The 16,136-nt window shown below is 67.8% G+C and carries 4 protein-coding genes; all 4 read right to left on the bottom strand.

The window, feature by feature from the left end:
* Window positions 1–18: 18 nt before the first annotated feature.
* Genes OHQ90_RS11775 through OHQ90_RS11760 form a run of 4 tightly spaced genes read right to left on the bottom strand, consistent with a single transcriptional unit; the run spans window position 19 to window position 15,807 of the window.
* Window positions 19–828, bottom strand: coding sequence for an ABC transporter permease (locus OHQ90_RS11775; RefSeq protein WP_328409971.1), 810 nt, complete (start codon window positions 826–828; stop codon window positions 19–21).
* A complete protein-coding gene (locus OHQ90_RS11770; RefSeq protein WP_328409969.1) occupies window positions 828–1,646 on the bottom strand; it encodes an ABC transporter permease in 819 nt (272 codons plus the stop codon). Before OHQ90_RS11770 ends, OHQ90_RS11775 begins: the two co-directional genes overlap by 1 nt.
* On the bottom strand, window positions 1,643–2,617 hold the full coding sequence (locus OHQ90_RS11765) for an ATP-binding cassette domain-containing protein (RefSeq protein ID WP_328409967.1): 975 nt from the start codon (window positions 2,615–2,617) through the stop codon (window positions 1,643–1,645). Before OHQ90_RS11765 ends, OHQ90_RS11770 begins: the two co-directional genes overlap by 4 nt.
* Entirely contained in the window at window positions 2,614–15,807 is a 13,194-nt protein-coding gene (locus OHQ90_RS11760; RefSeq protein ID WP_328409963.1) for a non-ribosomal peptide synthetase, read from the bottom strand. Before OHQ90_RS11760 ends, OHQ90_RS11765 begins: the two co-directional genes overlap by 4 nt.
* Window positions 15,808–16,136: the final 329 nt, after the last annotated feature.

The raw sequence follows: 16,136 nt of genomic DNA, 5'->3' as shown, positions 1-16,136 counted from the left end.
CTTCGAGTGCGCCCGAATCTATCTCCGGCTGGCGCGTCGATAGCCCACCGCGGCAGGAACGGCGAACACGATGATCGCGCCGAGCGACCAGATGATCGTCATGGTCAGCGGCCTGGCGAGCGGGCCACCGAGCGCAAGCGCCCGCATCGCGTCGACCGCGACCGAGAGCGGCTGGTTGCGCACCACCGGCTGAATCCACTCCGGATAGGCAACGAGCGGGACGAAGCCGGTGCTGAAGAACATCAGCAGCGAGCTCAGTATCGTAATGCCTTCGACGAGAGTCGCTTTCGCGGTGTAGACCGCGATGGCGGTGACGATTGTGGCGAAGGCGAGGCCGAAGAGCACCGGCACCAACAGGAACACCAGCGCCGCGAGCACACCCTGCTGGAAGCGGAACCCGAGCAGATGCCCGACAACGACGACGATGACGGTTCCGGCGAGGATGCGGCAACCCTCGGCGAGGATCCTGGCCATCAGGCCGGAGGCGCGGTGGACCGGCAGCACCCAGAACCGGGCGAGCAGACCAGCGTCGCGTTCGCGCCCGAGCATCACGCCGCTGGCCACCGCGCCGGATAGCGCGCCGACGATCGCGACCATCGGCACCGAGCCGTAGAGCCCATCGCCACCGGTGAACTTCTCGATCTGACCGCCGATCACGGTGTCGAGCATGAACAGCAGCAGACACGGGATGATCAGCGTCTCGAGCAGGGCAACCGGATGGCGCACCGAACGCAGCAGCAGTCGCTGTGTCTGCAGAATCGTGTGCCGCACCAGCGACACCGGTGATGTCTCGGAGCCGCGCACGCTGGGCGTGGCAAACAGTGTCATCACGCCCTCCTGGAGCTCAGCCGCACGGCGATCGGAATACACACGACCAGGATTCCCAACGCCCACAACAGTGGTGGGCCCATCAGCGACCAGGTCACCTCACCCGCGTTGCCTTTGGTGTCGCCGGCCAGCGCCCGCAGTGCGATGGCGAACTGCGAGACCGGCTGGTTGCGCACGAACCACTGCACCCAGTGCGGAAATTGGCTCGCCGGAGCCAGCCCCGTCGACAGCATGCCGAAGATCAACGGCGGCAACACCAGCGCCTGCGTGACGGTCTCGGGGCTCTTCGACACCGTCCCGATGACATCCGCGCCGAGCGTGAACGCGATGCCGATGAGCAAGGAGAACGCCAGGAAACCGAGCGTGTGGACGGTGTCCAGACGGAAACGGAAGCCGATGACATGCCCACACACCACCGCGGCGGCCAAGGCGAGGAGTAGTCGAAAGAAATTGCCGGACATGCGCGCCGCGACGGGTACCAGCGGCCAAATGGGCATCGAGCCGAACCGGCGGTCCAACCCCGCGACAGCGTCGGAGGCGGCGCGGAATGCGGCCGAGATGGCCGTGAAGGCCGCCGCCTGCAGGATCACCAGCGGCATCATGTACTGCGCGTAGCTGCTGAAGCCATTGCCGGAGAAAGTCATCACCGTCTTCAACGGGATGTAGAAGCTGGCGGTGAAGGCCGCGGGCGCGAGAATCGACGCCAGCACTTCGCCGGTCTTGACCGATGGCACGATCAACCGCGAGGTGAGCACCCACCACTGCTGCACGGTGGCCGGGGTCGCGCGGGCTGAGGTCAGCCAGGTACCCGCCGTCATGACCCCGCCTCACCGTCTACCGAGGCGAGATGACCGGTCAGCTGCAGGAATACATCGTCGAGCGACGGCCTGCGCAGCGCGATGTCGACCAATTCGATCCCGGCGCCGTCCAACCGTCGCAGCGCCTCCGCGAGGGTCTTGGCGCCGTCGACCGCCGGGATGGCGATGCGGTCCGAGTCGGGTGTCAGTGCGGTGCGAGTCTCTTCCGGCAGCAGTGATCCGAGCGCCGCCACGATGGCGGGCACATCCTTGAGATCCAGCGGCACCACCTCGCAGTAGCTACCGCCGGTCCGCGATTTCAGCTCGTCGGCGGTGCCGTGCGCGATCACCACCCCGTGGTCGATGACGATGATCCGATCGCAGAGTGCGTCGGCTTCCTCCAGATACTGGGTGGTCAGCAGGGTGGTGATGCCGTTCTTCTTGAAGCTGGACACCAGGTCCCATACTCCTTGTCTGCTGCGCGGATCCAGGCCGGTGGTCGGCTCGTCGAGGAACACGACATCAGGTCGGACCACCAGACCGCAGGCAATATCGATGCGCCTGCGCATGCCGCCCGAATAGGTGCCGACTCGGCGACTCGCAGCGCCCACCAGATCGAATTCGGTGAGCAGCTCATCCGCGCGCGCCTTGGCGGCCCCCTTGCGCAGCCCCATCAACCTGCCGAACAGCACGAGGTTCTCGTAGCCGCTGAGCATGTCGTCGAGTGCGGCGAATTGCCCGGTCAGCATGATGGATTTGCGCACTGCCGCGGGATCGGCGACGACGTCGTGCCCCGCGACCATGGCTCGGCCTTTGTCCGGGACGATCAGCGTCGACAGGATGTTGACCATAGTGGTCTTGCCCGCGCCGTTGGGTCCGAGGATGCCGAGCACCTCCCCCTCGGCGGCCGTGAAATCGATACCGCGCAATGCCTGCACAGCGCCGAAGGATTTCTCGATGCCCTCGACGAGGACTCCGGTGTCGGAACTCATCGCCTGCCTCCCAGCTGCTCGTCGAGCACGCGGGCGATGGTTGCCAGCGCGTGTGGTGCGGTCAGTTCGTCATGGGTCACGTCGACATCGACGGTGGTGATCTCGCCGGTGACATACGGTCGCCAGCCATCCGGACCGAAAATGTCCGAAGTGTCCACAGTGGCGTGGAAATACAGCACGTCGCCGTGGTAGGTCGGGCGCTGATAGCCGGTCCTGGTGCGCGCCGACGCGTTGTAGGAGCCTGCCATTCGTTCGAGGGTGTCCGCACCGATGATCGAGACGCCACCCATCCGATCGCGGATGAGATTCGCCGCCTCCTGTGCGGTCGCCTCGGCGGGAACATCGTGGATACCGAAGACCGCGCCGAAGGTGTTGACGAAGGCGCCCGCGGTGAGCCGCTCGATGCTGTCACCGTCGATGTCGGCGGTGTCGGCATCCAGCAACGCCAGCACCCCGACCGATGCGCCGGCCTGCTCCAGCTTCGTGGCGATCGCCTGCGCGATGAGCCCACCGAAAGACCAGCCGAGCAGGTGGTAGGGGCCGTCGGGTTGCACCCGGCGGATCTCGGCGACGTAGTGGTCGGCGAACTCCTCGATGGACCGAACCGACGGTGCGCCACTGAGATCCGGAGCCTGCAGGCCGTAGATCGGACGGCCCGGCGCCAGTGCGTCCGCCAGCCCGAGATAGGTCCATGCCATTCCGGACGACGGGTGGATGCAGAACAATGCCGGTTCGTCCCCGCCGAGCCGGATCGGCAGCAGCACGTCGAGTCCGAGTCCGCCCGGCCCGGCCTCGGCGACCGGTTGCGCGGCAAGGGCAGCCTCCTCGGCGGCCGCCTGCTGCGCCTCCGGCGTCTGCGCGAATTCCGCTGCCGCGCAGAGGGCCTCGGTCCATATCCGCGCCAGCTCCTCGACATCAGCGCGGTCCAACAGGGTTTCGGGGTAGCCGATGCTCACGTGCAGTCGATCGCCGAGAACGACAGCGTTGATGTCGATCTCGGACATCAACGGCACGTCCGGATGCTCGGCGGCGTGCAGGTCGCCGAACTCGTCGGTCGGCAGCCAGCCGAGCCCTTCCAACCCGGCCGGAATACTCGCCGTAGCGTAGCGGCCGAGATAGTTGAAGCCGACCCGCCCCGGCAGCCGTTTCGGCAGTTGCTCCGCCGCAGCGGAGTTCAGATAACGCAGCAGTCCGAAACCGATGCCCTTGTCCGGTATCGCACGCAACTGGTGCTTCACCACGCGGATCGCCGAACCCATCGCCGCGCCACCGGACAACGCGGCGTCGAGGTCGATCTCGGCGAGATCCAATCGCACCGGGTAGATGCTGGTGAACCATCCGACAGTCCGCGAAAGATCGGCGCCGGGAACCACCTCCTCTCGACGACCGTGTCCTTCGAGCCGGATGAGCGCAGAGCTGCTCGCACCGGCGGAGTCCGTCGGCGAAATTCCGGCGTCACCCTCGAATTCCGCGCGCCCCCGCCAGCGCATGAGCGCCAAGGCCAACGTGGCGAGCAAAGCGTCGTCGGCGCCCCCCTGGAAGAGTGCGGGCAGTGTCGTCAGCAGTCCGGTGGTCGCCTCCGCGGACACATCGAACTCGACCATCCGCATGGTGTGCGCCTGATCGATGGCCGGGTCGAGCTCGCGTGAGCCGATCAGCGGGTCGGGCCCGTCGACGACGTCACGCCAGTAGGTGAGCTCGGCCGTGCGAGCCTCCCGGTGTGCCTCCTCGGTCAGCGCGTGCGACCAACGACGCATGGAAGTTCCGGTTTCGGCGAGGATCGGGGTGCCGCCGGTGGAGACCTGGGCCCATGCGGCGATCAAGTCCGGCACCAGGATTCGCCATGACACACCATCCACGACGAGGTGGTGCGCGACGACGATCAGCCGACCGGGCCTGCGCCGGGCACCCGCGTCGCCGACGGGATCGAGCCAGATCAACTGCAGGACGACACCGTTGGCCGGGTCCAGTCGGTTCAGCGCGGAATCCACTTCCGCGATGGCGTATTCGCGGACATCCACGGTGTCGGCATCGGCGTCGAACTCGATGCGGTGCACGAGCGCGTCCACCTCGATCGAGCCGGGCTCGCCGACCTGCACCTGCCATTCGGCCGTGGCGTCCTGAGACAGCCTGGTGCGCAGCATGTCGTGCCGGTCGACGACGGCCGCGAGCGTCGCGACGAGTTGCGCGCGCTCGATGCCGACCGGCAGCTCGAGGACCGCGGTCTGGGCGAACCGGTCGAAGTTCCCGCCCCGCTCGATCATGTATCGCACGATCGGCGTCAGCGGCAGCGCACCCACGCCGCCGCCGGGCAGCTCCTCCAGAACCACCACCTCGCCTGCGGCGTCGGCGAGCGCCGCAAGCGCTTCGACGGTGCGGTGCTCGAATATTTGCAGCGGTGTGAGCACCAGGCCGTGCATCCGCGCCCGCGACACCAGTTGGATCGCGAGAATGCTGTCGCCACCGAGAGCGAAGAACGAATCGTGCACGCCCACCTTTTCGCGGCCGAGCAGCTCCGCAAAGATCTCCGCGAGCCGCTCCTCGGAAGGTGTTTGCGGCGCGCGGTATTCGGTCTCGACATCGTCGAACACCGGATCGGGCAACGCGCGGCGATCGAGCTTGCCGACCGCGTTGATCGGGATCTCGTCGAGGACGACGAACGCGGCAGGAACCATGTACGCGGGCAAGGTTTCCGCAGCGAAGGCGCGCAGTTGCGCGAGGTCGAGCGTGTGGTCGGCCGCCGCAACCACATAGGCTGCCAGTGCCGTCGAGCCCGCGGGCCCGCGCACACCGAGCGTCACCGCGAATTCCACACCGTCGGCGCGCCCGAGCACCGCATCGATCTCGCCGAGCTCGATACGCTGCCCGCGCACCTTGACCTGGAAATCGGTCCGCCCGATGTACTCCAGCTGCCGGTCGCGCGTCCACCGCACGAGGTCACCGGTGCGGTATATCCGCTCGCCCGGCGCGCCGAACGGATCGGCGACGAACCGGGTTGCGTTCAGCTCCGGTCTGCCGTGGTAGCCCCTGGCCAGCGCGGATCCCGCAATGTACAGCTCGCCCGCGACCCCGACCGGGACCGGGCGTAGCCGATCGTCGAGCACCAGGACCGCCGAACCACGAATCGGGCGGCCGATGGTCACCGGAGCACCCACGGCCATTGCGGTGGAACTCGTTGTCCAGATGGTGGATTCGGTGGGTCCATAGAGGTTCACCATGGTGCGCCCCTGCGCCCACCGCTCGACCAGTTCCGCGCCGACTGCCTCACCGACCACCGCGAGCAGCTGCACGCTCGGCACCGCCGCGGGGTCCATCGTTGCCAGCGCCGACGGGGTGATCACCATATGCGTCACTTGCTCGGCGCCGATCAGCTCGGCAAGCGGTATGCCGCCGAAAACATCCGGCGGCGCGACCACCGACGCACTGCCCGAGCCGAACGCCATCATCGCCTCGAACACCGAGGCGTCGAAACTCGGTGACGCCACCTGTAGGACTCGCGAATTCTCGTCGAGCGCGAGCTGTTCCTGTTGCGCCGCAACCAGATCGGCGATGCCGCGATGCGACACCGAGACACCTTTCGGTGTTCCGGTCGACCCTGATGTGTAGATCATCCATGCGGGTTGGTCCAGATGAACCGGGCTACGCAGCTCGTCGGCCCGCACGGCATCCTCGCCCATCGGCTGGATGCGCGCGGTGAACTCGGCATCGTCGAGTACCAGCCACTGTGCGCCGTCCGGCAATTGGGCTCGATGTGCGGCCACGGTGAGTCCGAGCACCGCGCCGGAATCGGTGAGCATGTGCTCGATGCGCTCGGCCGGGTAGTTCGGATCGACAGGCAGGAAAGCAGCACCGGCCTTGGCCGCCGCCCACATGCCGGTGAGCAGTTCGGCCCCGCGGGTGAGACCGAGCGCGACCACGGTTTCCGGCCCGGCACCGGCACCGATCAGGACTCGAGCGAGCTTGTTGGCGCGGGCGTCCAGCGCGCGGTAGGTAGTGGTGCGCCCGTCGACGACGAGCGCAGGTCGCTCCGGATGCGTCGACGCCGACGCAGCCAGGACCTGCGCGAGCGTCATGGTCCCGCCGCCGGCGGGCCCGCGCACGGGAACCAGTGTCTCGCGCTCGGATTCCTCGAGCACATCGATATCGGAGATTGCCTGGTCACTGTCGGCGACCACCGCGTTCAGCACGCGCTGCCACCGGGCCACCAGTGTCGCCGCGGTGGCCGCGTCGAACAGGTCCGTCGCGTAGGACAGCACGCCGCTCAGCCCGGCCGGTTCGGTCCCCGAGAGATGTTCTCGCAGATCGAGAGTCAGGTCGAACTGCGCGGCGTCCCGGTCGAGGTTCTCGACCTCGATGCGCAGACCGGGCAATTCGAGGGTCGGCTCGACGAAGTTCTGTAGCGACAGCGATACCTGGAAGATGGGGTGGTGCGCCGTCGACCGCGTCGGATTCAGCACCTGGACGAGCCGTTCGAACGGCACATCGGCGTTGCCGAACGCGTCGAGGTCGGTCGAGCGCACCGTCGCGAGGAACTCACGGAAGCCCGTGCTCGGATCGACCGATGTGCGCAGGGCAAGGGTGTTGACGAACATGCCGACCAGCCCGTCGAGGGCCGCCTCGCCGCGACCGGCGATCGCTGTGCCGATCACTACGTCGTCGGTGCCGCCGAGGCGGGCGAGCAGCACCGCGAGCGCGGCGTGCACAACCATGAACAGGCTGACGTCGGCCGTGGCCGCGAGTTCGCCCATGGCCCGATGCAGTGCCGCGTCGATCTCGAAATCCACATCGGCGCTGTGCATTGTCTGCACGGCGGGCCGCGGTCGGTCGGCGGGGAGTTCGAGCAGGTCGGGTGCGCCGGTCAGCGCGCCGGTCCAGTAACCGATCTGGCGCGCGGCCATCGACTCGGGATCGCGCTCGTCACCGAGCAGCTCTCGGTGCCAGAGCGCGTAGTCGGCATACTGCACGGCCGGTGGCGGTCCCGCCGTGCCCGCGGCATAGGCGGTCATCAGGTCACCGGCCAGCGGCGCCATCGACGAACCATCGGCGCTGATGTGTTGGACCACGAGGACCACCACGAGGACCTCGGGCGCGACACGCAGCAATCCAACCCGCAGCGGCGGCGCGGTGCCGATGTCGAATCCGGTACCGGTCAGCTCGGCGAACCGATTATGCAGCGGCACACCGTCTTCGGTGTCTACCACGGTGAGCGCGGGCAGCGCTGCCGCACCACGCAAAACCACCTGCCGCGGCCCCTCCGCGTCGGCGGGATACACGGTGCGCAGACTTTCGTGCCGGTCGACGACATCGGCCACCGCCACCCGCAAGGCATCGATATCGAGCGTGCCGGTGAGCCGCAGCGCCACCGCGATGTTGTAGGCGGGTGAACCGGGATCCAACTGATTGAGCACCCACATGCGCTGTTGCGCGGGCGACAACGGAATCCGGTCCGGCCGGATCCGCGGCGCGAGCACGAACCTGCTCCGATCGCCATCGGCGGCGGGCACGATCCGCGCGGAAAGCTGGGCGATGGTCGGGGCATCGAAGAGGTCGCGCAGTGCAATCCGCGCGCCGAGTGCCGCATTGATCCTGGCGACGACCCGGGTTGCGCTCAGTGAGTTGCCGCCGAGCTCGAAGAACGATTCGTCGATGCTGACCCGCTCGGTGTCGAGCACGTCGGCGAACACCTCCGCGACGGCCTGCTCGACGGGTGTGCGCGGCGCGAGATAGGCCCGTCGCGAGACCGAGAAATCGGGCACCGGCAGCGCGTTGCGGTCCAGCTTGCCCACCGGGGTCAGCGGAACCTCGTCGAGTGCGATGAGATAGCCGGGGACCATATACCCGGGCAGGGTGGTGGCGATCTGGTTGCGCAACTGCTCGGTGTCCAGCTCCACCCCGGCGACGGGAACCACATAGGACACCAGCACGGTCTCTCCCGCCGGTCCGGTGCGGCCGATCGTCGCCGCGTATTCCACCCGTTCGTCGGCGGTGAGCACCGCATCGATCTCGCCGAGTTCGATACGCAGGCCGCGAATCTTCACCTGGAAGTCGCTGCGGCCCTGGTAGTCCAGCTCACCAGGCTTATCCGGCACCCATCGCACCATGTCACCGGTGCGGTACATCCGCTCCCCCGGCGCACCGTACGGGTTGGCGACGAATCGTCCCGCGGTCATCGAGAACCGATTGAAGTAGCCGCGCGCCAGGGCCGGCCCCGCCAGGTACAGCTCACCGGTGATGCCGACCGGGACGGGACGCAGCCATGGGTCGAGCACCATCACCGCCGCGCCCTGAACCGGTCCGCCGATGGTGACCGGTTCGCCGATTCGAAGCTCGCTCGGTCCTGTCGCCCAGATGCTGAATTCCGTTGGGCCGTACAGGTTCACCAGTCGGCGACCCGGTGCCCACTGGGCCGTCAGCTCCGGACTGATCGCCTCACCGGCCACCGACAGCATGCGCAGCTCGATGAGGTCGCTGGGATCCATGGTGGCGAGCACCGACGGCGTGATGACCGCATGGGTGATCTTTTCGTCGCGGATCAAGTGCTCGAGCGCACTGCCGCCGTACACATCCGGCGGTGACAGCACCAGCTTCGCGCCGGTTGCGTGCGCCATCAGCAGCTCGAACACCGATGCGTCGAAACTCGGTGAAGCGACCTGCAATACGCGTGCGGTCGGGTCGAGATCGAGCGAATTGCTCTGGGTCGTCACCAGGTTCGCCAGGCCGCGATGGCTCAGCAACACAGCCTTCGGCTTCCCGGTGGAACCCGAGGTGTAGATCAGGTAGGCGATCTGCTCGATGTCGATGGCGCGGCCACGATCCGCGTCGGTGATGGGCGCGTCGGAAACCGTCATCACCTTGCGGATGGTGTTGAGATCGTCCAGCAGCAGCCAGTCGATGGTGCCGGGCAAGGTGTCGCCGGTCGCGCAGACCGTCACGCCGATCGGCGCTTTGGAGTCGGTGAGGATGTGCTCGATCCGCTCCGGCGGATAGCTCGGGTCCAATGGCGCGAAGGCCGCGCCGGTCTTGGCCAGCGCCCACACCGCGACCACCGACTCCACCGAGCGGGTGAGCGCGAGCACGACGAACACTTCGGGGCCGACACCGCGACGCAGCAGTACCCTGGCGAATCGGTTCGACCAGGCATCGAGTTCGCGGTAGGTCATGGACACGCCGCCGGCACTGACAGCAGTGGCATCAGGGGCGATGGCCGCACCGGAGGTCAGGATGTCGGGCAGCGTGCGCAGCGGCATCGGGGCGGCCCCGCGGACCGGCAGCAAGGCAGCGCGTTCGTCGCGATCGCAGTGCTGCACCAGTGCCACCGCCTGCTGCGGCTTTTCGGCGATCTGTGTCAGCAGCAGCACAAAGCGGTCGAGCAACCGGCGCGCCGCGGGCGCCGCCAGCTGGTCGGCCATGAACTTCACGGTGATCCGCATGCTGTCGCCCGCAGGCCCGCCGGGCAGCGGAATGACCATGAGGTTCAACGGATACGGCGTCGCGTCGGTCCCCGTCACATCGAGCACCCGCATGCCCGCGATATCCAGCGACTGCGACAGCACCTCCCGATCGATCGGGTAGGACTCGAAAACGGTGAGCGTGTCGAACAGTTCGGCAAGCCCCACGGCCTGATGGATCGCGGCGAGCCCGACATGCTGGTGATCCAGCAGCCGCGCCTGCTCGGACTGGACGCGAGCCAGCAGATCGACGACCCGCTCGCCCGGCTCGAGGCGCACCCGCACCGGCAGCGTGTTGATGAACAGTCCGACCATGTCCTCGACGCCCGCCAGCTGCGGCGGCCGGCCGGAGACCGTGCCGCCGAACACCACATCGCTCCGGCCGGTCACCATCGCGAGCAGCAGCGCCCACGCGACCTGCACCGAGGTGTTGACCGTCGCGCCCGCCTCGCGCGCTGACTTCTCCAGCCGCGCCACGGAATCGGCGGGCAGATCCACCGAAACCATGCCGGATTCGGTGGATTCGATCCCTGCCAGTGTCGGCACCGCGCGCGTCGGGGCGTCGATCCCGGCCAGCGACTGCTGCCACGCCGCGATCGAGGCCGCGCTGTCCTGTCTGTCGAGCCAGGACAGGAACTCTCGGTAGGAGGGGGCGGGCGGCAGCGCGGGGAGCTGCCCTGCCGCGCCGGCGGTGATGTAGATCGCCAGTAGCTCGCGCACCAGCAGCGGGGTCGACCACCCGTCGAGCACCAGGTGGTGATTCGTCATCACCAGCGTGTAGTCCTCGGCGGCGGTCCTGACGAGGGTGAAGCGCAGCAACGGCGGACGGGTGAGGTCGAAGCGAGTGCTCGCGTCGACCTCGATGAGGCGTTCCAGTTCGCGTTCTCGTTCGGCGTTGTCGGTGATCGCGCTCAGATCCAGGTCGTACCACCGTATCTCGGCGGTCGCGAGCACGAGCTGGCGTGGACCGTCGTCGGTATCCACATAGGCGACCCGCAGATTCTCGTGCCGTTCGACCAATGCCTGTGCGGCCGAACGCAAACGGGCCGCGTCGACGCGACCGGCGAGGGCGAGTCTGGTCTGCACGGTGTATCCGTCGGCGGTGTCGGAGTCGTACCAGGCGTGGAAGAGTAGGCCGTACTGCAGTGGCGAGAGCGGCCACACGTCGGTCAGATTCGGGTAGCTCTGCTCCCAGCCGTCCAGCTGGCCTGCGGTCACCCCGACGAGGTCGAAATCCGACGGTGTGTGGCCGCCCGCACCTGCGGTCCGCGCATGCGCGGCCAGGGCGCGCAGGGCGTCCGCCCAGAGCTCGGCGAGCTCACGCACCTGTGCCTCGTCGAGAATCCGTGACGCGTAGCCCCAGGTCGCCTCGAGCTCGGTGTCGCCCATGATGGCGTTGATGTCGACGACAGCCGCCAAGGGCGTGCGGTCGTCGTTGGTCGCGGCGAATCGCTCCGGCTGCCAGGTTGCGCCCGCGCCTCCGGTTGCCGCGCGTCCGAGATAGTTGAAGCTGATCTGTGGGGTCCCGGTATCTGTCAGGGCTGCAGCGGTTTCCGGATTCAGATAGCGCAGCATGCCGTAGCCGACGCCCTTGTCCGGAATCGCGCGCAACTGTTCCTTTGCGGCCTTTATGGCGGCCCCCGCGGCGGGGCCGCCCGCGAAGGCGTCGTCGAGGTCGATGCCGGTCAGGTCGATCGCGACCGGATAGACACTGGTGAACCAGCCAACGGTGCGGTCGACGGCGGCGTGCGGCAGCACGGCCTCCTCGCGCCCGTGGCCCTCCAGCGTGAGCAGCACAGCCGTACGCGGACGCCAGCGGCATACGGCCATGGCGAGCGCGGTGAGCAGCGCGTCGTCGGCGCCGCAGTGGAATCGGTCCGGCACCAGTTCGAGCACGACACTCGCCACCTCGGCCGGTACCGTCGTGCGCACATCCGCCATGGTCGCGACTACGTCCAGCGCTGGATCCAGCTCGCGGGCACCGAGTTCCTGATCGGGAGTGGCCAGAATCCGCTGCCACACCGGGAGCTCACCGGCTCGGCCGACCGCGACCTCGACCTGGCCGTGCGCCCAGCGCCGCATCGACGTGCCGACCGGCTCCAGCTTCCCGCCGATCATGGCAGTGACCAAGTCCGGCAACAGAATTCGCCACGACACCCCGTCGACCACAAGATGGTGCAGCACCAGCCACAGCCGCGGATCCACGTCCGGTGACTCGATCAGTACCACGCGCGCCACGACGCCCGCGGCCGGATCGAGCAGATCGGCCGCGCGCTGCAACTCGCGCTCGTAGGTCTCGGTCGGATCCGAACCGGCGGCGACGACGTCGATGAGGTTGTCGGCATCGACCGAACCAGCCGCGCCGACAACCCATTCCCAGCCCGCCGCCGATTGTCGCAGGGTGCTGCGTAGCACATCGTGGTGATCGATGAGCGTCGCCAGGGCCTTGGTCAGCTGTGCTCGCTCGACGCCGCGGGGCAGGCCGACCAGTACGGCCTGACTGAACCGCTGCCACGGCTCGCCGTGCTGCAGCATCGCGTGCACGATCGGCGTGAGCTCGACCGGGCCGACACCGCCACCGGGCAGTTCGCGCACCTGATGTGCGGCCGCGTCGGTGGCGACGGCGGCCAGTCCGGCAACGGTCTTGCGCTCGAACACATCTCGCGCGCTGAACGACAGACCTGCCGCCCGTGCCCGTGACACCAGCTGAATGGACACGATGCTGTCGCCGCCGAGCGCGAAGAAGTTCTCGTCGACACCCACCTCGTCCAACCCGAGCACCTCGGCGAACAGCGGTGCGAGAACTTCTTCGTTCGGTGTGCTCGGCGCGCGCTTCACAGCTCTGCGAGCGGTGAAATCCGGAGCGGGCAGCGCCCGTCGATCCACCTTGCCGACCGGGGTGAGCGGCAAGCTGTCGAGCAGCATGATGACAGTCGGCACCATGTGGGCCGGAAGTGTCTCGCCGACAAATGTTTTCAATTCCTCGGGGTGCACCCGCGTGCCCGGCTTCGCCAGCACATACGACACCAGCGCGGTGGCTCCGGACGGTGTCGTCGCGCCGATGGTGAGGGTGAAGTCGATGTCGGGGTGGCGCTGCAGCGCGGCGTCCACCTCACCGAGTTCGATGCGGAAACCGCGCACCTTCACCTGGAAGTCGCTGCGCCCCGCATAGTCCAGCTCGAGCCGCCCCGCACGCCGATGCCAGCGCGCCAGATCTCCGGTGCGGTACATGCGAGCGCCCGGCTCGTACGGGTTGGCGACGAATCGGCTCGCGGTGAGCCCGTTGCGCTGGTGGTAGCCACGGGCGACGCCGTCGCCTGCCAAATACAGCTCCCCGATCGTGCCGGTGGCCACCGGCCGCAACCAGGGATCGAGCACGACGGCCGAGACGCCACGCATCAGGCTGCCGATCGTGACGGGTGCGTCCGGCGCCATCGGTGCGCTCAGGGTCGTGGTGACAGTGGTTTCGGTGGGCCCGTACCCGTTCAACAGTCTGCGATCCGACCACTTCGCCACCAACTCCGGCGGGCAGGCGTCGCCGCCGACGATGACGGTGCGCAGCGCGGGCAGGGTCGCGGGATCGAGCGAACCCACCACGGCGGGAGTCACATTCAGATGGGTAACGCCGTGCGTGCGCAGCACCTGCGCCATATCCTCGCCCGCGTATGCCGACGGCGGCACCACCGCGACCGTCGCGCCGACGGCGAAGGCGACGAGCAGTTCCTCCACTGAAATATCGAAACTCGGCGAGACAGCATGCGCCACAACGGAATCAGCCGTCACACCGAAGCTGGAGCCGGAGCCGGTAGCCAGATTCGCCAGCCCACGATGCGACACCATGACTCCCTTGGGCAGGCCCGTCGATCCCGAGGTGTAGATGACGTAGGCGGTCTGGTCGAGCAGCACGGGCGCGGTGCGCTCCGCATCGGTGATCGGCGACGAATCCCGCATCGCGGCCATGCGATCGGTCGCGTCGTCGTCCATGATCAACCAGATCACCCGGTCCGGCAGCGATTCCCGTGCCGCGGCGACGGTGAGACCGGCGACGATCCCGCTGTCGCCGACCATGTGCTGGATACGGTCCGCGGGATAGTTCGGGTCGATCGGCACGAACGCCGCACCGGTCTTGGCCACCGCCCACAACCCGACCACGGAATCCAGCGAGCGCGGAATCGAGATCGCCACCGTGCGCTCCGGGCCCGCACCCGCCGCGATCAGCAGGCGGGCCAACCTATTCGAGTGTTCGTCGAGCTCACGGTAGGTCATCGCGACCTCGCCCGCCCGGATGGCGACCGCGCCGGGTTCGATAGCAGCGCCCGCGGCCAGGATGTCCGGAAGCGTTTGCGGCGCAACCCCGTTCGGACCATACGCGGGAACCAGCTCGGCCTGCTCGGCCTCGGAAACGACCTGCACCGTAGACAGCGCCGCATCCGCGCCCGCTGCGAGGAAGCGGGACAGGAAAGCGCCGAAACGGCCGTGGTGTGCGACCAGCTCGGTGTCACTGTAGAGATTCGGGTTGGCCTGGAAATCGATGTGGGTGCGCTCGCCCGCCACGCCGGGATACACGTTGACGAACAGGTCTTCGATCATCCCGGAGGTGAGCACATGCAGGCGACCGGTGACCGACCCGAGGCGGATCCGGGAGTCCATCATCATCAGGTTCACCGTCGGACCGAACGAGGCCGCCTCGTCCAGCGCCCAGCCGAGATCGCGGACGATGTCTTCCTGCCGATAGCGCGGTCGCCGCAGCGCGCCGGTGAGCTCGCTCTGCGTCGCCCGGATCAGCTCGCCCACCGTCGCGGTCGGATCCAGGGTGAGGCGCAGCGGCACGACATTGGCGACCATGCCGCCCGAGCGCCGCAGCGACGCGGTCGTGCGGGCGGATACCGGCAGACTCAGCGCCACCTCGGGCGCACCGGTCATGGCGGCGAGATACGCGGCGAACGCGGCCACGATCACCGGTGCCATGCTCGACGAACTCGCCTTCGCGACGGCATCGAGCAGTTCGGCGGTTTCGGACGACAGTGCGCCGCTGACCAGCCGCGGGTGCGCGTCGACCGCGGCGAAGCGGCCCGCAAGGTTCACCGGCTCCGCCATCCCGGCCAGGTGTTCACGCCAGTACTGCCGGTCGGCCTCGAAACGCCCCGAGTCGCGATAGGCCACGTCCGCGTCGACGATCTTGCGCAGGTCCTCGGCCTTGCCTTCTGGTGGCTGCTGCCCCTCGATGGCCGCGTTGTAGAGATCCATCGTGCGCTGCAGCATGGTGATCGCACCGACGCCGTCGAGCACGATGTGATGGATTCGCGAATACCAGTACCAGTGGTCGTCGGCGAGGCGCAGCATCGTGACCTCGCACAGCCGATCGCGCAGCAGGTCGAGCGGCGCGGTGTACTCCGCCCGCATCCACGCCTGCGCCGCCGCCGCCGGATCGGGTTCGGCGCGCAGGTCGTGGATGGTGGTGCGGTCGTCCAAGGTGGTGTCGATGACCTGGAACGGGGCGTCGTCGACCTCGATCAGGCGCAGATAGCCGGTACCGAACTCGCGCCCGGCCCGACGCGCCGAATCTGCCAGTATGTCGACGTCGACCGATCCGACGAATTCGACGTACTGGGCGATGGAAATCGGGTTGTCACCAGCAAAATGCTGGGCGAACCAGATTCCGCGTTGGGCCGCGGACAGCGCGAACGCACCCGCGGGCAAACCGTTGCTCGCCACGATGGGCGAGCGGGATTGCTGCTGCATGGGTATTCCTGCATGCTGATCGTGGACCTCGGTCCGCTGGTCGAGCAATGGTCGATCCTCGGTGCTCGCCTCGCGTCAGCCGACCAGGCCAGGCCACATCGAAACGACTGCTGATACGGATGATTCGACCGGCTTGCACATCGCTATTTTCCCCTCGATGGTGTCGACAGGTGGCGTCTTCGGAATGTTGGTGATCTCGGCACCATCGGGCATGAGTTGTCGGTGCCCTCCCCTATCCCAGCTGGCGAGGGCTATCGGCGAAGCGCCTCGTTTCCCCAGCTCACAGCGTTGAATAGCGAAATCCTGATGGCGAGAAGCCGGGCGGATCC

The organism is Nocardia sp. NBC_00403 (genome assembly GCF_036046055.1).
In the GTDB taxonomy this organism is placed as follows: domain Bacteria; phylum Actinomycetota; class Actinomycetes; order Mycobacteriales; family Mycobacteriaceae; genus Nocardia.
The sequence above is the reverse complement of the archived record's forward strand: the minus strand, read 5'-3'. Positions and strand labels throughout refer to the sequence as shown.

What these genes read in the sequence shown, in the direction of transcription:
- OHQ90_RS11775 (WP_328409971.1), bottom strand. Translation starts at nt 828, where the DNA reads ATGACACTGTTTGCCACGCCCAGCGTGCGCGGCTCCGAGACATCACCG.
- OHQ90_RS11770 (WP_328409969.1), bottom strand. Translation starts at nt 1,646, where the DNA reads ATGACGGCGGGTACCTGGCTGACCTCAGCCCGCGCGACCCCGGCCACC.
- OHQ90_RS11765 (WP_328409967.1), bottom strand. Translation starts at nt 2,617, where the DNA reads ATGAGTTCCGACACCGGAGTCCTCGTCGAGGGCATCGAGAAATCCTTC.
- OHQ90_RS11760 (WP_328409963.1), bottom strand. Translation starts at nt 15,807, where the DNA reads ATGCAGCAGCAATCCCGCTCGCCCATCGTGGCGAGCAACGGTTTGCCC.